The 18648-nt window shown below is 65.1% G+C and carries 16 protein-coding genes; 8 read left to right on the forward strand and 8 right to left on the reverse strand.

Annotated elements, in window-relative coordinates:
* Positions 1-98: 98 nt before the first annotated feature.
* The 6 genes from H7007_RS11375 to H7007_RS11400 all read right to left on the reverse strand — a co-directional run bounded on the left by H7007_RS11375 (position 99) and on the right by H7007_RS11400 (position 7688).
* Positions 99-725, reverse strand: a complete 627-nt coding sequence (locus H7007_RS11375) for a cyclodeaminase/cyclohydrolase family protein (RefSeq protein WP_287155404.1) — start codon at positions 723-725, stop codon at positions 99-101.
* A gap of 78 nt (positions 726-803) precedes the next feature.
* The gene (locus tag H7007_RS11380) at positions 804-1580 is read right to left on the reverse strand and encodes an ATP-binding protein (RefSeq protein WP_287155405.1); all 777 of its coding nucleotides are present in this window, start codon (positions 1578-1580) and stop codon (positions 804-806) included.
* Between the two features lies 1 nt (position 1581).
* Positions 1582-3567 (reverse strand): ASKHA domain-containing protein, encoded by a 1986-nt coding sequence (locus tag H7007_RS11385; protein ID WP_287155406.1) that lies wholly within the window; start codon positions 3565-3567, stop codon positions 1582-1584.
* A 94-nt stretch (positions 3568-3661) separates the two neighbouring features.
* Complete coding sequence (locus H7007_RS11390; protein WP_287155408.1) at positions 3662-5365, reverse strand: formate--tetrahydrofolate ligase; 1704 nt, start codon at positions 5363-5365, stop codon at positions 3662-3664.
* 788 nt (positions 5366-6153) lie between these two features.
* Complete coding sequence (locus tag H7007_RS11395) at positions 6154-6432, reverse strand: DUF2267 domain-containing protein (protein ID WP_287155409.1); 279 nt, start codon at positions 6430-6432, stop codon at positions 6154-6156.
* 602 nt (positions 6433-7034) lie between these two features.
* Positions 7035-7688: an alpha/beta hydrolase gene (locus H7007_RS11400; protein WP_287155411.1), complete on the reverse strand. Its 654-nt coding sequence runs from the start codon at positions 7686-7688 to the stop codon at positions 7035-7037.
* 726 nt (positions 7689-8414) lie between these two features.
* On the opposite strand from H7007_RS11400, the gene H7007_RS11405 reads away from it, so the two are divergent.
* From H7007_RS11405 to H7007_RS11440, 8 genes are all read left to right on the forward strand, one after another.
* Positions 8415-8549, forward strand: coding sequence for a hypothetical protein (locus tag H7007_RS11405; protein ID WP_287155412.1), 135 nt, complete (start codon positions 8415-8417; stop codon positions 8547-8549).
* 3 nt (positions 8550-8552) lie between these two features.
* Complete coding sequence (locus H7007_RS11410) at positions 8553-9881, forward strand: phytoene desaturase family protein (RefSeq protein WP_287155413.1); 1329 nt, start codon at positions 8553-8555, stop codon at positions 9879-9881.
* Positions 9882-10106: 225 nt separating this feature from the next.
* Positions 10107-10664, forward strand: a complete 558-nt coding sequence (locus tag H7007_RS11415) for a hydrolase (RefSeq protein WP_287155414.1) — start codon at positions 10107-10109, stop codon at positions 10662-10664.
* Positions 10661-10822 carry a hypothetical protein gene (locus tag H7007_RS11420; RefSeq protein ID WP_287155415.1) on the forward strand — a complete coding sequence of 54 codons (162 nt, stop codon included), beginning with the start codon at positions 10661-10663 and terminating at the stop codon, positions 10820-10822. Before H7007_RS11415 ends, H7007_RS11420 begins: the two co-directional genes overlap by 4 nt.
* A 153-nt stretch (positions 10823-10975) precedes the next feature.
* Positions 10976-11764: a class I SAM-dependent methyltransferase gene (locus H7007_RS11425; RefSeq protein WP_287155416.1), complete on the forward strand. Its 789-nt coding sequence runs from the start codon at positions 10976-10978 to the stop codon at positions 11762-11764.
* Positions 11765-13324 (forward strand): 1,4-alpha-glucan branching protein domain-containing protein, encoded by a 1560-nt coding sequence (locus tag H7007_RS11430; RefSeq protein WP_287155417.1) that lies wholly within the window; start codon positions 11765-11767, stop codon positions 13322-13324.
* Positions 13325-13805: 481 nt separating this feature from the next.
* A complete protein-coding gene (locus tag H7007_RS11435) occupies positions 13806-15053 on the forward strand; it encodes a glycosyltransferase family 4 protein (RefSeq protein ID WP_287155419.1) in 1248 nt (415 codons plus the stop codon).
* 24 nt (positions 15054-15077) lie between these two features.
* A complete protein-coding gene (locus tag H7007_RS11440) occupies positions 15078-16490 on the forward strand; it encodes an acetate--CoA ligase family protein (RefSeq protein WP_287155420.1) in 1413 nt (470 codons plus the stop codon).
* Positions 16491-16493: 3 nt separating this feature from the next.
* On the opposite strand, the gene H7007_RS11445 is transcribed toward H7007_RS11440, so the two are convergent.
* Positions 16494-17486 carry a galactose-1-phosphate uridylyltransferase gene (locus tag H7007_RS11445; RefSeq protein ID WP_287155421.1) on the reverse strand — a complete coding sequence of 331 codons (993 nt, stop codon included), beginning with the start codon at positions 17484-17486 and terminating at the stop codon, positions 16494-16496.
* Positions 17487-17878: 392 nt separating this feature from the next.
* On the reverse strand, positions 17879-18646 hold the full coding sequence (locus tag H7007_RS11450; RefSeq protein ID WP_287155422.1) for an acyltransferase: 768 nt from the start codon (positions 18644-18646) through the stop codon (positions 17879-17881).
* Positions 18647-18648: the final 2 nt, after the last annotated feature.

Below are 18648 nucleotides of genomic sequence, written 5' to 3' on the forward strand. Positions count from 1 at the left end.
CCGTCAATGATTACGCATCCATGCCCGCGCCCGTGCCGACCCTCAGCGGTAACGGTTTCATGCGCGGGAAGCGCGGGAAGACCAAATCCTTTCCGCCCCTACCCGAGCTTCTCGTAGGTCAGCCTCAACACGCTGTCCCGCAGGCGGGCACTCTCCTCGAGGATCTCCTCGATGCGTCCCCAGCGGGATTCGGCGAACTCCCGATCCTCGATGCTGTTCACGTTTATCCTCACGTTGAGAGCCGCGCTTTGAGCCGCCGCCTCGGCGAGGAGGACCGCCACTCCGGCATCGCTGACCGCGCCGACGTTTCCGATCTCCGCCGCCGTCTCCGAGAGGCGGGCCACCTCAAGGCACTTCTCGGCGATCCGGAAGGGCACTTCGGTGGCCTTCTTCAAGGCCTCCTGGATACGGGCGGCGCGCTCCGCCTTCTGTTCCTCCGTGTCCCGGGGAAGCTTGTAGGCCTCGGAGACGTCGGCATACACCTCGGTGTCCCTCTGGATGAGCGTCTGCAGCTCGGCCCGCAGTCCCTCCGAATCCCGGAGCAGTGCCTCTATACGGTCCTGAACGCCGGCGTATTTCTCCTTGCCCAGCGTGAGGTTGGCCACCATGGAGACGAGGGCCGCGCCCACGGCCCCCACCAGTGCGGATGCGGAGCCTCCACCCGGCTCCGGCGACCTGGAGGCGAGCTTGTCCAGAAATACGACCATGGGCTTCTCTACGTACATCGTCAGACCTCCCCGGTCCAAATCCTGATTATCTCACTTCTCCGGGCATAATTCCACCTTTTCCCTTAAATCCCAGGCTCAACCGCCGCCCGCCTTGGCCGCACCCAGATAACGGGAGAGGATGTCCTCCACCGCACGGCGGGCCGGGCTGTCCTCCGGCAGCTCGGTGATGGCCCGGCCCTCCTCGTCCAGGCTCACGATGAGGGGGTCGTCGGGCACCACCCCGGCCAGCTCCAGGTTCCCTTCCTCGGCTATGGCCCGCAGGTTGTCCGCCAGCCCGTCCCTCACCCGGGAGACCACCAGGGCCATGCGCCGGATGTCCAGTTTCAGTTCCCTGGCCAGGTCCCGTATGCGCAGGGCGGTACGGATCCCGCGGACCGTGGGGTCCGAGGCTATGAACATCACGTCCACCCCTCGCGTGGTGCGGCGCGAGAGGTGTTCCATGCCCGCCTCGTTGTCCATGACCACGTACTCGTACTGTTTGGTCATGATGTCCAGGTAGCGCCGGAAGATGTTGTTCAGGTAGCAGTAGCAGCCCGGCCCTTCCGGCCTTCCCATGGAGATGAGGTCGAATCCCTTCTCCTCCACCAGGGCCTGCCGGAGCATGGTCTCCACCCATACCTCCTTGGACATCCCGGCGGGAATACGGGATACGTTCTCGGTGAGGTACTCACGCACCGCGCCCACGGTCTTCTCCGCCCGTGTGCCCAAGGCCTGGTCAAGGTTGGCGTTGGAATCCGCGTCCACGGCCAGGACCGCCTTCCCCGTCCTGCGCACCAGGTAATCCACGGCCAGGGCGGAGAAGGTGGTCTTTCCCGTCCCTCCCTTGCCGGAAACGGCGATGATGAAACTCAAGTCATCCCACCTCCCCGGCGGAGGCCGCCTCTCCCGTCCTGTAGCGGACCTTCCTGCGGGCCTCCAGCTTCTTCTTCACCGAGGGGAAGGCGTCCAGGTTGGTGTGGGGGAAGAAGAGGGCCGAGAGGTAGTGCTCCATGAAGGCCGGGTTCATGGACAGTTCCAGGTAGGTCATCTGGCGGGCGATCTCGTTGGCCTTCTCGAGCATGTCCTTGGAGAGGGCGGAGAGATGGGCGCCCAGGAGGGACCCGTTGCCCACGAACTTCATCTTCTCGAAGCCGATGTCCGGGAGGAGGCCTATGTTCACCGCCTTGTCCACCTCCAGGTAACGCCCGAAGGCCCCGGCGATGAGCAGCTCGTCGATCATGGAGACGTCCATATCCACGGAGGAGAGGAGTATCTCTATCCCCGCGTACACGGCGGCCTTGGCCCGCATGAGGTTGTCGATGTCCACCTCGGTGATGACAATGTCCCGCCGGGTGGCGGAATCCTCGGCCCGCACCAGGACGTACTCCGCCCCTCCCTCGGTGGCCCGCACCCGGTCGGTGGGGAGGTCGGTGTTTATCTTCCCCTTCTCGTTGATGATGCCGGTCATGAACATCTCCGAGAGGGCGTCGATGAGCCCCGAGCCGCAGATGCCGATGGGCTTGCGGTTGCCCACGGTGATGATCATGGGCTCGTAGTTCCCGGGGTTGATGCGCACCTGCTCTATGGCCCCACGGGTGGCCCGCATGCCGTGTTTCACCCCACCTCCCTCGAAGGCCGGCCCGGCGCTGCAGGAGCAGGAGAGCATCCATTCCCGATTGCCTAGGACCATCTCGCCGTTGGTCCCGATGTCGATGTACAAGGTCAGCTTGTCGGTGTTGAATATCCCCGAGGCCAGCATGCCGGCTACGATGTCCCCGCCCACGTAGGAGGCCACGCAGGGGATGGCGTACAGATAGACGCCGGCGGCTATGCGCAGCCCGATGTCGCTGCATTTTATCCAGGGGAAGAAGGTGGCGGAGGGTATGTAGGGCTCCTCGCGTATGTACTTGGGGTTCAGGCCCAGGAGGAGGTGGGTCATGGTGGTGTTCCCGGCCACCACCAGGTGGGTGATGTTGCAGTACTCTATACCCGCCTGCTCCACCAGCGTCTTGATGAGGTTCCATATGGTCCCCACCACCACCGACTGCAGCTTGGCCAGCCCGGTCCCCCGGGTGGCGTAGATGATGCGCGTGATGACGTCCTCCCCGAAGGCCACCTGGGCGTTGTAGTCAGAGGCCCGGGCGGTGACCTCGCCGGTACGCAGGTCGATGAGCTCGGCGGAGATGGTGGTGGTGCCCACGTCTATGGCGATGGCCGACTGGCGCTCCGTTGTATCTCCCTGCTCTATGCGTACCGCCCTCAGCTCCTCCCCGCTGTCCAGGACGGTGACCGTGATGTCCCAGTCGCTCTGGCGCAGCATGTTGGGCAGGCGCTGCAGGACCGGGTAGTCGATGACCACGTCTCGCAGCCCTGCCTCCATGGCCAGTCCCCGCTTGACCCGCTCCGCGTCGCTGACGTTGTCGTCCAGAGTAGGGGGCGGGAGCACCAGGTGGATCTTCCGCGTGGAGGGATTCAGCTCCCAATGGGGCAGCCTCTTCTCCCAGTCCGCGGCGGAGAGGAGGTACCCGTGGGCGGGAACGGGCTCTTTCCGCTCGAATATCCTCTTGTCCCCGATGCGCGACTCGATGGGTATCCTCACCTGCAGGTCGGTGAGCACCCTCGCCTGGCAGGCCAGGGCGTAACCCTGTGCGATCTCCGACTCGGTGAGCTTGGGGTTGGGCTCTCTCTCCACCTCCCCCTCTTCCACCACCACACGGCATTTTCCGCAGGAGCCGGAGCCGCCGCAGGAGGCGTTGACGTGAACGTCGGCGTCCATAGCCGCCTTGAGGAGGTTCTCTCCCCTGGGGACGACTATGTAGCGGTTGTCAGGAAGGAACAGTACCCTGCAGGTGTCCTCCAAAAGCCGTCCTCCGAGTTATCAGCGTCCCTTTCCGGTCGATGCCCCGGTCCGCCGGACCGGGGCATCGCAAGCTCTCATCGTCTATCGCCGGCGACTAGAACAGGCCCACCGTCCTGCCGTTCTCGTCGATGTCCACGTCCACCGCCGCCGGCCGGCTGGGCAGACCGGGCATGGTGCGCATGGCCCCGCAGAGGGGGTAGAGGAAGCCGGCCCCGATGGAGGGGCGGATGTCCACCACCGGCAGGCGGAATCCCTTGGGCACTCCCTTGAGGTTGGGGTCGTGGGACAGGGAGAGGTGGGTCTTGGCCATGCAGATGGGCAGCTTGTCCCAGCCCGCCTCCGTATACTGCTTTATCTTCTGCTCCGCCAGGGGGGTGTAGTCCACCCCGTCGGCGCCGTAGATCTTGGTGGCGATGGTCTCGATTTTCTTCTTGATGGGCCAGTCCAGCTCGTAGAGGAACTTGAACTCCTTAGGCTGGTTGCAGGCCTCCACCACCGCCTCGGCTGCTTCCCTGCCTCCCTCGCCGCCCTTGGCCCACACCTCGATGGGCACGCAGGCCACCACACCGGCCTGCTCGGCCAACTTCTTGACCAGCTCGATCTCCTTGTCCGTGTCCGTGACCCGCTTGTTGATGGTCACCACCACGGGCAGGCCGAAGAGCTTCATGTTCTCGATCATCTTGAGGAGGTTGCCCGTGCCCTCTTCCAGAGCGGGCATATTCTCCTTCTTCACCAGTTCCTCGTCGATGGGCTTTCCCGGCCGCACGGTGAAGGCTCCGCCGTGCATCTTCAGGGCCCGGATGGTGCAGGTTATGACCACGCAGTCCGGGGACTTGCCGAGCGCGCGGACCTTGATGTTCATCATCTTCTCCGCACCGCAGTCGGCACCGAACCCGGACTCGGTGACCACGTAATCGGCGCACTTGAGGGCCACCAGGTCGGCCACCACCGAGTTGTTGCCGTGGGCGATGTTGGCGAAGGGTCCGGCATGCATGATGCAGGGCTGGTGCTCCAAGGTCTGGATAAGGTTGGGCTTGAGGGCCTCCTTGAGGAGCACGGTCATGGCGCCCGCCGCCTTGAGGTCCTCGGCGGTCACCGGCTTGCCGTCGTAAGTGTAGGCCACCACGATGCGCCCCAACCGCTCCCGAAGGTCCCTGAGGTTCTTGGCCAGCGCCAGGATGGCCATCACCTCGGAGGCCACGGTGATGTCGTAACCGGTCTGACGCGGATACCCGTTCTCACGGCCTCCCAGCCCGATGACGATGTCTCGCAGGGCGCGGTCGCTGATGTCCACCACCCGTCGCCAGGAGATGGTCAGCGGGTCGATGTTCAGGGGGTTGCCCAAAAGGATGCTGGTATCGATCATGGCCGCCAGGAGGTTGTTGGCCGCTCCCACGGCATGGATGTCCCCGGTGAAATGGAGGTTGAGGTCCTCCATGGGCACCACCTGGGAATATCCTCCTCCCGCAGCGCCGCCCTTGATACCGAAGACCGGTCCCAGGGAGGGTTCGCGAAGGGTGAGGATCACGTTCTTGCCTATCTTCCCTAGGGCCTGGGTCAACCCTATGGAGGTAACCGTCTTGCCCTCGCCCAGAGGGGTAGGGGTGATGGCGGTCACATCGATATACTTAGCGTCCGGACGGTCCTTCAGACGTTCCAGGACCTGTTCGAAATTGATCTTGGCCTTGTACTTGCCGTAGAGCTCGATCTCATCCTCCTCAAGCCCCATATTCCTGGCGATCTCAGTGATGGGTAGCATTTCCGCCGCCTGGGCGATCTCAAGGTCACTCGGAATCATGCTGCAACTCCTTTCCTCTTCCTCCAGTGACGGCCTTTTCGTTCAATCCCTTCGCGTTTCCCCTTCAGTACCGGTCCCGATTTTAGGCATATTATTAACCGACGGCTCTCAGCCATAAGGCCTGGAGTCCCCGGTGAGTCCTCATCGCGGAAATCGGTTCCGGTTCTTTTCCTCCCGGACACCGACGGTATTATATCCGCTGCTCCCAGCCATTGCAAGGAAGGAAGCGCCCTCCAGAGGCCAGTAGAAGGTCCTCTATCGACGGGTTGGGTCGAGGCAAGGAGTCCATTGCCCGCGGTCATTTCCTGAGGGATAAAGGCGCCATAAGACATGGAGAGAAGGACGGCCACCGGCTTTCGAGCCGTGTGGGTCTTCGGCGCGGCCTGCGCAATCCCACCCCGACGAGCCGCTTATGGATAAACGGAAAAGGCCTGTGCCATGGGGTGAGCGGGAGCGGAGCGTGCCGACCCGCTTGCGGATGATCGAGTCGCGGACGAATGACGAGGTCCGGAGCGGATGACGAGACCTTCACCGCCCACGGGACGTGAGGACCCGTATCCCGCTCCGACGACCGCGGAAGAATACGGTGGAAGGACAGACCTTTACTCTCTCCCTCTGCCGGACCAGAAGGCCCGCCACGCTCCGCGCGCGTGGACGGGTCATACATAAATTATTTTATCCGTGTATCCGTGCTCGAGCCTTTCAGCCCACCGACCGGTCAACGGCCAAACACCGAGCTTTATGATACCGTCCTGCCATCATGAGCCATGCGGCTCGGGGTCAAGGGTTCAGCCGTGGGTTATGGTCGGCCGCTCCCTCTCCGGCTGAGCTTCCGACCCCTCGTAGTACATGTCCTCCCGCTCCAGGATGTCCGCCGGGTAGGCGTCCACCATCTCCCATCCGAGTTTGAGGTCCTCGGGCAGCGCCGCGGCTATCATCTCCGCCTGCTCCTGGGGCAACGCGGCCTTTAGCACGGCGACCACGGCCCTCACCGCCCGGTCCGCCTGACCGACGGACTCCAGTCCCGCGGCATCCCTCACCTTCTTCAGGAACTCTTCCCGCAACATGTTCCTCGCCCCCTTTCTCCGCGGGTCCGGTCGGGACGGCCCGCACCCATCCGCCGTCCTCTCCATCCTCTATTTATCATTATCACCACCCCACACCCCGGATAACCCCAAGCTGTTCTTCATCGCCTCCCGCACAACAAACCGACCATCTGCTTTTCATATCGACATCTCGAGGGCAAGCGATAAAGGGGATGTGTTAACCTCACGCTTTCCTGCAGCCTGCGGTCCCCTTCTCCACCGCGTCTCTACCCCGCTTTTCAATATCGGGGCGTCAAACGTATTCGGTTGATGTGACGCGGTTCAACCCACGCCACGGCCCGCCCCGGGCACATGCCGAAAGGGGGTCGATAAAACCGGCGCACTCTTTGGAATATAATTCCAAGCTATTCTCGCCGCCTGCGAGGTCCAGAGAAAGGAGGCCGAGGATCGCGTGCTTCCAGGCGCATACTACTCCTGCGGATCATGCCGGACCCGGAAACCATCCGGAAACCTTCTGCCGCATGACGGGCGTTGGTCCTGTGTCGGACCACACCGTCCAGCGTGTGGGTCGTTCGGGGAACGCAGGCCCACGTTCCCGTCCGGCCTCCCGGAGGCAATGCGGTTCAGCGGGTCTTTCCCCAGCGGCCGGCGATGACCCGGGCGACCTCCTCCTCCCGGCCGAAGAGGAAATGGTCGGCCCCCTTCAGGAGATGGAGCTCTCCCCCCAGGCGGGAGGCCAGCTCCTCGAGCTTCTCCCGAGAGGCGAACTGATCCTTCTCCCCGGCCACCACGAGAGTCTCCGGCGGCAGGCTCAGGCCGCTGTTTTCCAGGAAGTGGAAGAAATCGAATCCCACCATTGGCGGGCTCACGAGGGCCACCCGGCGGCAGCGACCGCCCTTCACCGCCCAGCGCAGGCCCACCCAGGAGCCGAAGGACCACCCTGCAAGGGAGAGGTCCCCCGCGTCCACGTCCTCCCGCTGGGCCAGGAAACGGTAGGCCCCCTCCACGTCCTCCGTCTCCCGGAGCCCGCCGGTGGACTCCCCGGCGCTCTCCCCCACTCCCCGGAAGTTGAACCGCAGGCAGGCCCATCCCTCCCCCACCAGCACCTCGGAGATCACCCGCAGAAGGGGAACATGCATAGACCCTCCGCCGATGGGGTGGGGGTGGCAGAGGATGCAGGCCGGAAAAGGCCCCTCTCCTTCGGGGAGCTCCAGAATCCCCTCCAACCTCAGAGGCTCCAGGCTTTCGGCGTAAAAGGCAACCTTTTCCCGTTTCACCCCACGCGCTCCTTTCCCATCCTCTTGAAGATGGCTTCACACATACATTTTCGCCAGAGATATGCTACATGGCTTTGGGAACCACTTCCAGAACGGCCCCACCGAGGAGGATACGTGACGCTCCGTGCCTCGGAGGCATGCTCTTCCCCGCCCCCGGATCCCGCCTTCCCGTACATAGGCCAAGGCCTCTGCGCTTCCCGTCGCGGAGACCGATCCAGGCACCAGGCGGCAACCATACGCCTCCCGCGTGCGGTCAAGAATCAAACCCGGCGGCCACGTCGGCCCTTCTTCGGCTGCTTTCCTCCCGCGACCACGAGGGTGGAGTCGCACGCCGACCCATGAAAGGGCACGGCTCGCCCCAGCTGACGACGCTGCGCAATGCCCCAGCGACCTTGCCCTTCGCGAGCATCCCATCATAGGGTACCTGTTGCCAGCTGGAACCAGTGAAGGCGGAGGGGCCGGGTCCGGCCCCGAATTCCTTTCCCCCTCACCCCCCGGAGCCGATGCAGGCCTCCGCTGGGGCCCCTTCGCGGAATGGCTCGCGCATCCGCCGCCAGCGTGGGGTCGAACGAACACCTATGGTCGCAGCAAGGGCCACGGGAGCCGAAGACATCCTGGAGACCATCCCGCCTCCCCGTTAAAGCAATCATATCGAAGAAGGAAAAGTCGGTTTCCCGAACATGAACCGCCGTGTGCGCTCGTTCTTATCTATGGTTAAATATCCTCATGGCCCGCGAACGTACCGCCGAGGGCGGCACGGGGGACGAAAGAGGGAGGGCGGGGGTCGCCGGGCCGTTGAAGATCGCCGCCCTCCTGATGATGCCCGGCGGGAGGGCCTTCACTGAGACGGAGGGGGTTTAAGGCATGGACGGATACGACGTGATAGTCATCGGGGGCGGCTACGCGGGACTTTCCGCCGGCGCCCTTCTGGCCAGTAAGGGCCACCGGGTGCTCCTACTGGAGAGGTCGAGGCATCTGGGAGGGAGGGCCGCATACCAGGAGCGGGACGGCTTCCTTGTGGAATACGGGCTGCACGACAACCGCTTCGCCTCGGAGGGGGCGGCGGCCGCCGTCTTCCGCCGCCTGGGTCGGGAGCTCAAGTTCATCGAGCCCGGGGAACCGGAGCTCTACCGGAACGGGAGTTTTCTCCCCCTGCCCAACAACGTGGGAAAGATATTCCGTTCCCCCCTCCTGTCCACCCGGGCCAAGCTCAGCGCCGCCTACTACCTGCTACGCCTGGTCCTCGGGCGGCCGGAACGGAAGTACCAAATCTCTCTTGAGGAACTCACCTCGAAGTGCAGGTCGCCGGAGACCCTCGAGCTCATGAGGGTCCTCTCCGGCATCGGCATCATCGCCCCCGACCTGCGGCACGCCTCCGCGGGCGAGATGGCCGCCTTCCTGCGCAAAGCGCTGCGGGCCAAAGTGAAGGTTGGTTATCCCGAGGGGGGGACCCGCCAGATCATCGAGGGATTGAGGGAGGAACTGGAGAAAAACGGCCAGATACTCACCTCTTCACAGGTCACCCGCCTCTTCCTGCGGAAAGGAAAAGTCACCCAGGTGAAGACGGACACCGCAACCTATACCGCCCGCGCGGTGATCAGCGCCATACCCGTCCAGGAAGTGCCCGACCTCTTCGGGGGCAAGGACCTTCCCATCAAGTTCGTGAAGAAAGCCCGGGAGCTGGTGCCTACGGCGGGCATTGCCCTGGACCTGGGGCTACGGGAGAAGGTCAGCGAGAAGAAGGGCTTAATAGTGACCCCGGACCCCGTGACCATGGGGCAGTTCACCTCCAACATCGACCTCTCCACGGCCCCGGAGGGGAAGCAGCTCCTCTCCTGGTTCTATCCCCTTCCCCTCCCCTGGATGAGGAACCAGGACAAGGTGAAACGGGAAGAGGAGAGGCTGCGGGAGATGCTGGGAGAGATGTTCCCGGGGATATGGGAGGCGGTGGAATGGGAGCGCGTCATGCGCCTGAGCATGGTGGACGGCTTCCTGCCGCGACCCGGGCAGACCCGCGAGGACCGGCCGGGCTTCACCCTCCCGGGCCTGGACAACTTCTTCCTCTGCGGGGACACCACCTGCGCCGAGGGCACGGGAGGGGACACTGCCTTCAACTCCGCCCTGGAGGTCTCCGAGCTGGCGGACGCATATCTCAAGGAGGCCAAGGGAGAAGAAGGCGAGGAAGAGGGTTGAGGATTGGTTTGCTGGACATGACCGCGCATGACGAGGAGGGTGCAATGACGTTCTCCGGTCTCGCCAAGGTGCGGTGGAGCGGGTTGACGCCTTGAGAGGACAGCGGTCGGGCGAGGCGGAGGGAAGGGAGGAGAGGGAATGAGCTGATGAGGGGCGACCGCTAATCGGACCGGATGCCCTGCAGTCCATAAACCGATCTACGGAGACCGCAAAGGAGATCGAGACATGGAAAGACACCCGGACCTGGCCAACGCAGCAGACAGCCTGCTCCTGGTCATCGACCCCCAGGAGAAACTGGTGCGCATGATCCACAACCGCGAGGAAGTGGTCGGGAACATCGTCCGGCTGCTCAAGTTCGCTTCCATATTCTCCCTGCCGGTGATCCTCACCGAGCATTATCCCCAAGGGCTGGGATACACGGTGGAGGAGGTCAATCGCGAGCTGAGCGAATACCGGCCCATCCTGAAGCGCGTCTTCAGCTGTTTTGGGGTCCCCGAGTTCGAGGAGGCCGTGAAGGGCTCCGGCCGGAAGCGTCTGCTGGTCTGCGGCATCGAGACCCACATATGCGTGTGCCAGACGGTCCTCGACGCCCTGCACCGCGGCTACCTGGTCCAGGTGGTGTCCGACGCGGTGGGCACCCGCCGGCCTGAGGACCACTACGCCGCGCTTTCGAGGATGCGCGACGCCGGGGCCACGGTCACCACCTCCGAGGCCCTCATCTACGAGGTTACCTGCCGGGCGGACGGGGAGGAGTTCAAGAAGGTCCTGGACCTGGTGAAATGAGGAAGAAGCGTCTTCGCTACCTGGGCATGGGGATGGCCGCGGGCCTCCTCTGCCTGGGGCTCGGGTTCGGCTTCGGCAACTATTACCTGGTCGTCGCGGGCATCATCCTCGTCGGCGGGGCCCTGTCCACCCTCTCCATGCCTCTCCCCCTTTTATGAGGCCTGGCGAGGAGGGGGCCCGCGACGAGGCCCAGGAAAGAGCCGCCGACAGTGCCTGCTCATCCACCTCACGCGACTTCGTTGCCGGGGCCTCTGAGGCCCTCGGGACGATTGGCTTGGCAAAGAGGAGCATACGGTGCCAGAATATGCACCATGGACGAAGAAGTGGACACCTCGGACCTTCCCCAGGACCATTACCCTCCCCTGGCCCTGACCGGGGAACGCACCCTCCCCGGGGTGAGGGAGGAGAATTACTGGTTCCAGCGCCACCTGGCGGCCTACCGCTTTCTCCTCCCCTACGCCGCCGGCAGGCGCGTCCTGGACCTGGGGTGCGGTGAGGGTTACGGGACGGACCTCCTGGCCTCCTCGGCCCGGGAAGCGGTGGGGGTGGACCTCGCCCCGGAGGCCGTGTACCACGCCCGGCGCACCTACCGGCGACCCAACCTCAGGTTCCTCTACCGGGACATCTACGACCTGGGCCTGGAGGACTGCTCGTTCGACCTGGTATGTTCCCTCCAGGTGGTGGAGCACCTCCACCACCCGGACAGATTCATGCAGGAAGCGCGCCGAGTGCTCAGACCGGGCGGCCTGTGCGTCATCACCACCCCCAACCGCCTGATCATCTCGCCGGGCCGTGAGACACCGCTGAACCCCTTTCACATACGGGAATACGACCACCGCGAGTTCTGCGACTTCATGCGCCGCCACTTCACCCGCTCGGAGGTGAAGGGCGTCTTCCACGCCCGGCTGCTCCGACTGCACGACCGTCTGAGCGGCCGCAACTTCTCGCAGTGGTGCCTGGAGTTCCCCCAGTGCCTGGAGAGGTACTTCTACCGCCCCCTGTTCCTCCCCCTCCTCAGCACCAGGGACTTTGCGGTGCGCGACCGGCCCCTGGAGGAAGCCCTGGACTTCATAGGGCTGGGATGGAAGGAAATGCCATAGATGGAAAGACGTGCCTTCACCATCCTCCTGCACTCCCACATGCCCTACGTGCGACGCAACGGAGACTGGCCGGTGGGCGAGCAGTGGATTCTGGAGGCCTGGGCGGAATGCTACCTGCCCCTCTGGGAGCTCATCGGAGAGATGGCGGAGGGCAGGCGCCGCGGAAAGCTGGCTCTGACCATGACCCCCATACTCGCCGAGCAGCTGGAGGACGCCTACCTCCGGGAGCGTTTCGCCGCCTACCTGAGGAACCGCCGGCGCCAGGCCGAGGAGGAGGTGGTGCGGCTGCGCTCCCTGGGAGAGGAGGGGCGCTCCCGCCTGGCCTCCCTCTATGCCCGTGAGCTGGAGGGGCTGCTCTCCCTCCTCGAGGAGAAGTACGGGGATGGCATGCTCTCCGCTCTCCGCCGGGGAATGGAGGCCGGCGTGCTGGAGGTGCTGGCCAGCTCGGCGACCCACGCCCACCTTCCCCTCCTCTCCGCCGACGCCTGCCGGGCGGCCCAGGTGGAGATCGGGCTGGAATGCTACCGGCGCAGCTTCGGCCGGGACCCGGTGGGCTTCTGGCTTCCGGAGTGCTCCTATACCCCTCAGCTGGACCGGGTGCTGGGGAGGTTCTCCCCGCCCCTGCGATACGTGGTCCTGGATCACACCGCCCCGGACACCGCGCCGCTGTCCCTTCCCACCTGGAGGGCCTGCCGGCTGGGGGGGACCCCCCTGGCCGCTTTCCTGCGCGACGAGCTCTCTCACCGCCTGGTGTGGGAGCCGGACGGATACCCCTCTCACGGGGAATACCGGGAATACGTTAAGAGGGACTACCAGGGGCACGGCTTCCAATACTGGAGGATAACCTCGCCCTCCCTCCCCCTGGAGGACAAGGAGCTCTACGACCCCGAGGCGGCGCGGGCCCGGGCGCGCGCGGATGCCGAACACTTCGCGGCCCGCATGCGGGAAAGGTGGGACCGGCTCCCGGGCCGGGAACCCGGTGAGGAGGCCGTCCTCCTGGCCGCCTACGATGCCGAGCTCTTCGGCCACTGGTGGCGCGAGGGACCCATATGGCTGCGGGAGGTGCTGGACATCCTGGGCCCGGAATGCGAGCTCCCGGGCCGGGTGGCGGCGACGCTGGAACCGGATTCCCTTCCCGTGCTCTCGCCCGCCCGCACCGCCTGGAACGTGGACGGCACGTTCAACACCTGGGAGAATCAGGGCACGCGGGACATCTGGGAGGTCACCCGTGGCTCCGAAGAGGCCTTCCTCTCCCGCTGCGGCGGTGAGCGTGACGAGGCCGCGACGAGGGCCCTCCTGCAGGCGGGGCGTGAGCTCCTGCTTCTGGAGGCCAGCGACTGGTCCTATATGGTCACCCGGGACACGGCGGCCGAATACGCCAGGGAGCGCTTCGCGGCCCATGCCGAGCGCTTCCGGCACTGCATGGCCATGCTCGAACGCGGTGTGGAGGAGGAGGCGCTGGCCCTCATGGAGGAGACGGACAACCCCTTTTCATGGCTGGACATACGATATTGGGCAAGACACCTGGAACATCTTCCCGGACACCGCCAGGGCGAATAGACGTTGTCCCCGCGCGGCCGTGGCCGAATCACCGTCTTCCGGGAGTCCCGCGAACCTCTTCCGCCTTCCGAACTGAGGCAGCCGGTCGCATCGGAGGCAGAGGAGGCTCAAGAGCCACGAAGCCGACTTATATGCCAACTTCTTCCAACAAGGATGCCGGGCCGCACCGGCGGACGATGAGGTGGTTTTCCTCGAGGCATCCCCGGTTCCCCCCTTCCCGCCGCCGAATCCCTTGCAGGGGATAGGCCATTCCCTCACGCAAGATGCCCGCCGATCCGAGTTCGCTCCTCCCAACGGGAGGATCGCCGCGGAAACCCGACGCGATCCGGATTGAATTACCATAATTACCCAATCATAGGCTTTATTGCCAACGCCCATGAGAGCGAATAAAATATTTTCGCCCTTCCAGAAGGGCGGGTGGAAAAGGCGGCGGGCGGCTCCCGGGGGAGGGAGGCGTCGCTCATATGAGAAGGTAGGGGAGATGAAAGTCCTGATCCTCAGCTGGGAATATCCACCACGCATCATCGGCGGCCTGGGAACCCACGTCCACCAACTGGCGGTGAACCTCGCCCGCTTGGGGATCAACGTCCACGTGGTGACCAAGGACTCGCCCGGGGCGCCGGACTACGAGGAGGCGGAGGGGGTGAAGATCTACCGCGTCCCCCTCTATCCACCCGAGATACCGCAGGACGACTGGGTCTCCTGGACCCTGCAGTTCAACGTGGCCCTCCTGGAGAGGGCCGTGCCGCTGATCAACGAGAGGATCGGCAAGGTGCACATACTTCATGCCCACGATTGGCTGGTGGCCCACGCCTCCATAGCCCTCAAGCACGCCTACCGCATCCCACTGGTGGCCACCATCCACGCCACAGAGTACGGGCGCCACCAGGGAAACCTTCCCGGCCCCATGCAGAGGATAATCCACCAGATAGAATGGTGGCTGACCTTCGAGAGCGTGCGCACCATCTGCTGCAGCAACTACATGCGCGACGAGGTGGTGCGCATCTTCGAGCTGCCCCCGGACAAGGTCACGGTCATCCCCAACGGCATAGAATACGAGATCTTCAACGTCAACCCGGACCGGGAGCGCATCTTCCACCAGTTCATACACCCCGACCGCCGCATGGTCTTCTTCGTGGGCCGGCTGGTCTACGAGAAGGGCGTCCAGACGGTCATCGAGGCCATGCCCATGGTACTCCGGGAAGTGCCGGACCTGCGCTTCCTGGTGGCGGGTACGGGGCCGCACGCCCGCGCCCTCCAGGCCATGATCGAGGAGCTGGGCCTCGGCGAGAAGATAAAGCTCCTGGGGTTCGTGGACTCCGATGTGCTGGCCAAGTTCTATAAATGCGCCGACCTCACCGTGGTTCCCAGCCTCTACGAACCCTTCGGCATGGTGGTCCTGGAGGCCATGGTGGCCGGGTGCCCGGTCATCGTGGCCGATACCGGGGGCCTCAAGGAGATCGTGGTCCACGAGGAGACGGGCCTGTGCTTCAAGCCCGGCAACCCGGAATCGTTGGCTCAGGCCATGATACGGGTGCTCAAGGACGAGGAACTGGCCCGCAGGCTAACCAGCGACGCCCGCAGGTTCATCGGCGAGAAGTACAACTGGGGACGTATCGCCAGGCAGACCGTGGAGGTGTACGAGCGTTCCATAAGGGAGTACGAATACCGGCCGCGCGTCTTGCACGTCTGCCCTCCCCTCCCCGAGGAACGCGTCCAAGGCGGCTAGTCGGCGGAAGCGGCGGCCGGGGCCATGGACCGGCGACTGAAGGAAAGCCTGGACCGCATCTTCCATCCCCGCGCGGCGGCCGTCGTGGGGGTCTCCGAACGGCGCGACAGTCCCGGCACCCTCCTTCTGCGCTCCTTCCTGGACATGGGGTTCGAGGGAGACCTCTTCCCGGTCAACCCCCGCCATGACGAGATATTGGGGATGAGATGCTACCCCGACATCACCTCCCTGCCCCGCGTGCCCGATCTGGTGGTCCTCAGCGTTCCGCCCGCCGCCGTGCCCGGGCTGGTGCGGGAATGCGCGGCGGCCGGGGTGGGAGGCTGCGTGATCAACACCGCCGGGTTCTCCGAAACCGGACGCCCGGAGGGCCGCCGATTGGAGGAGGAGGTCCGCGAGGCCTTACGGGGAAGCGACCTCCGGGTGGTGGGCCCCAACTGCATGGGGATCTACTCCGCGCGGGGAAAGGTGGCCCTCTTCGCCGGGATGTTCCCGGTGCCGGGACGTGCGGGAATGATCTCCCAGAGCGGCTCCATCTCCAGCATCAGCTTCCTCACCGGGATGGAGAGGGGCATCCTCTTCGACAAGATAGTCTCCAGCGGCAACGAGCTGGACCTCAATTGCGCCGATTTCCTGGAGTACATGGCTGAGGATCCGGCTGTGGAGATCGTCCTGGCCTACCTGGAGCAGGTGCGCGACGCCCGGCGCTTTCTGGAAACGGCCAGGCGCATGCGAGGTAAAAAACCGCTGGTGGCCATCAAGGGCGGCCTCACCCTCTCCGGGGAACGGGCGGCGGCCAGCCACACCGCCGCCCTAGCGGGGAATGCCGAGGTCTTCCGGGGGGCGGCCCGCCAGGCAGGGATGGTGCTAGCCGACGACCTGGCTCAGATGCTGGACTTCTCCTCCGCTCTCCTCCACCTCCCGCCCTGCGGGGGCGACCGGGTGGCGGTGGTCAGCGCCCCCGGAGGCCTGGCGGTTAACTCCGCCGATGCGGTGGAGTGGGCGGGACTATCCATGGCGCGTATATCCCCACGGACGCGCGAGGCGCTGGCCTCTTTCCTCCCCCCGGAGGGGACCAGCTTATCCAACCCCGTGGACCTGGGTTTCGGAGCCGTGGTGCCCGGCAACTACCGGCGGGCGCTGGAGCTTCTGGACCGGGACCCCGGCGTGGACATCATCCTGGCCGTGGGGAGCGCCCCCGCCTCTCGGGAGGGGGACATCGGGCTGATCCGGGCCATAACCGACGAGGTGCTGGAGGCAAAGCCGAGCCTCTCCAAACCGCTGGTGGTGGTGCTCTTCCCCAGTGCACTCGTCCAGCCCCAGGCGGCCAGGCTGTACCAGGCGGGCATACCGGCCTACCTCACACCCACCTCCGCCTGCCTCTCCCTCCGGCACTACGTGGATCACCACCGAGAGGCGGCCGTGCTTCCCCGCGGGTAGGGCTCAGCCCACGGCCTCGGCCAGCCGCCGGGCGGCCTCCTCGGGCGGCACCGGGTTGATGAACATACCGGAGGCCATCTCGAAACCGGCGGTCACCGCAAGCCTAGGGATCAGTTCCAGGTGCCAGTGGTAATAGGGATGCTCCTCGCCGCAGGGAGCCGAGTGCAGCCACAGGTTGTAGGGCGGGTCGTCGAGGAGTTCATTCAATCCCCGGAGCGTGCGGCGGAGGATGTCCGCCAATCCCCGCAACTCTTTTTCCCCGGCCCTGGAGAAGTCCTCCCGGTGGCGGAGGGGCACGAACCAGGTCTCGTAAGGCTGGCGGGCGGAGAAGGGAGCCAGGGCGGCGAAGGACCCGTTCTCCAGCACCGTCCTTCCCTCCCGGCGGGCCTCCTCCACCGCCGCGCACAGCGGGCAGCCGCGGGAGCCCGCCCTCCTTAAGCGTCGCAGTTCCTCACGCACCGCCCCAGGGACCAAGGGGAGGGCGAACACCTGGGTGTGCGGGTGCTCCAGGGAGGCTCCCGCCTCCCGCCCGTGATTGAGGATGATGAGGACCTGCCTTACCCCGGGGCGCCGGCAGAGCTCGCGGTAGCGGAGACGGTAGGCGCGCATGAGACGGAACGCAGGTTCCGGATCCATGCGGGCCAGAGCGAGGTCGTGGTGGGGAGAATGGACGATGACCTCGTGGTACCCGTTTGCCGGAAGCGTTCTCCTACCGACCTTTCCCACCGCGGATGGGGCTTCCGCCAGCGCCGGGTAGAGGTTGGGGAACACCCGGATCTCCCACCCGGGGCCGTCCCTGCGGCGGCCTTTCTCCCCCTCCGCCCATACCTCCGGGGGCGTCAGGCGCTCGTTCCCCGGACAGAAGGGGCAGGGGCCCTTTACCGTCCTTGCTCCCGTCCCCCCTCCGGGACGGCGGGAACGCCCGGGAGCCACGATGGTCCAACCTCCGATAAGGGGGTCACGCCTAAGTTCCGGACGGCCATCCTCCCTCGTCATACCTCCCGCTCCCGGTGACCGGTCAAAGCTCACTGTAATAAATTACCATTTCATTTACCGGAGGGCGGGGCACGTCTTTCGAACGCCGCATCCTCACGCCTCCGAGCCCAATCGAGAACCTGCAAATGTCTTCCTTTTCACCAGCGGGTGCCTGGATCTCACTCGGAATGCAGCTCCGCCATCCCGCTAGGCCACGACCCCTGGGCAAAGAACGCTGCGCGAGAGCCTCCCTTCGGGAAAAGTCAGCCACGCAACAGATCTCGATGGTCCCCCTCTCTCTTAGAAAGGGAGGAGCGGTTTCCGACCCCAGCATGCCGGCAATTCCCGATTCGCTCACCAGGGGCGACATAAAACCGTTTGCAGGATGAACCGGTCCGAGCGCCGTGTCTGCTTCACCCCCGGTCTTCGGGTGTATCACCGGCACTTTCCCCGTACCCCTCCACGCCGGAAGCGTCCCCACCATCTCCCTCCTCCGCCGCAAGAGCCACGGGCCGGGGCCTCCAGCCGATGACCCTCGCCGGCACGCCTCCCACCACGGCGTAGGGGGGCACGTCGCGGTTCACCAGGCTCATGGCCCCGATGACCGAGCCCCTCCCCACGGTCACCCCCCGCAGTATGGTCACCTTCTCCCCCACCCAGATGTCTCCCTCCAGGCGGATGGGCTTCTTGGTGATGCCCTGGGAGCGGATGGAGATCACCGGGTCCCAGTAGTTGTGGTCGAAATCCACTATGTACACCGAGTCGGCGAAGAGGCATTCCGGCCCGATGTACACCCCGGCGTAGCAGTTCACCGTATTGTCCGTCCCGAAGATGGTGTTGTCCCCGATGTACAGCTCACCCTCGTGGCAGCGGATGGCGTTGTTCCGGCCTATCCACACCCAGCGCCCGATCCTTATGCGGCCTCCCTTCTTGAGCACCACCTCATAACGCCGGGGCAGGAAGACGAAACCTTCCGTCTTCACCCGGGGGTGCAGGACCTTGAAGCGCAGGAAGCGATAGAGGAAGACCCAGTAGCGCGGGGTGTACATGCGCCTGGAAACGACGAACCGGACGGTACTGCCCAGCCACCTCAAGCCCCGGGGGCGGCCGGCGGCCTCCATCCCCTGTGCCTTCTCCACCTCCTGCATGGCCTCCAGGGCCTCACGGCTGCAGCCTCCCAAGG

It is taken from the genome of Candidatus Solincola tengchongensis (assembly GCF_015711935.1).
Lineage (GTDB): Bacteria > Actinomycetota > Geothermincolia > Geothermincolales > RBG-13-55-18 > Solincola_A > Solincola_A tengchongensis.

Excerpts from the sequence above, each read along its gene's own strand:
- H7007_RS11375 (WP_287155404.1), bottom strand. The coding sequence starts at position 725 with ATGTACGTAGAGAAGCCCATGGTCGTATTTCTGGACAAGCTCGCCTCC.
- H7007_RS11390 (WP_287155408.1), bottom strand. The coding sequence starts at position 5,365 with ATGATTCCGAGTGACCTTGAGATCGCCCAGGCGGCGGAAATGCTACCC.
- H7007_RS11395 (WP_287155409.1), bottom strand. The coding sequence starts at position 6,432 with ATGTTGCGGGAAGAGTTCCTGAAGAAGGTGAGGGATGCCGCGGGACTG.
- H7007_RS11405 (WP_287155412.1), top strand. The coding sequence starts at position 8,415 with ATGGCCCGCGAACGTACCGCCGAGGGCGGCACGGGGGACGAAAGAGGG.
- H7007_RS11410 (WP_287155413.1), top strand. The coding sequence starts at position 8,553 with ATGGACGGATACGACGTGATAGTCATCGGGGGCGGCTACGCGGGACTT.
- H7007_RS11415 (WP_287155414.1), top strand. The coding sequence starts at position 10,107 with ATGGAAAGACACCCGGACCTGGCCAACGCAGCAGACAGCCTGCTCCTG.
- H7007_RS11420 (WP_287155415.1), top strand. The coding sequence starts at position 10,661 with ATGAGGAAGAAGCGTCTTCGCTACCTGGGCATGGGGATGGCCGCGGGC.
- H7007_RS11425 (WP_287155416.1), top strand. The coding sequence starts at position 10,976 with ATGGACGAAGAAGTGGACACCTCGGACCTTCCCCAGGACCATTACCCT.
- H7007_RS11430 (WP_287155417.1), top strand. The coding sequence starts at position 11,765 with ATGGAAAGACGTGCCTTCACCATCCTCCTGCACTCCCACATGCCCTAC.
- H7007_RS11435 (WP_287155419.1), top strand. The coding sequence starts at position 13,806 with ATGAAAGTCCTGATCCTCAGCTGGGAATATCCACCACGCATCATCGGC.
- H7007_RS11440 (WP_287155420.1), top strand. The coding sequence starts at position 15,078 with ATGGACCGGCGACTGAAGGAAAGCCTGGACCGCATCTTCCATCCCCGC.
- H7007_RS11445 (WP_287155421.1), bottom strand. The coding sequence starts at position 17,486 with ATGACGAGGGAGGATGGCCGTCCGGAACTTAGGCGTGACCCCCTTATC.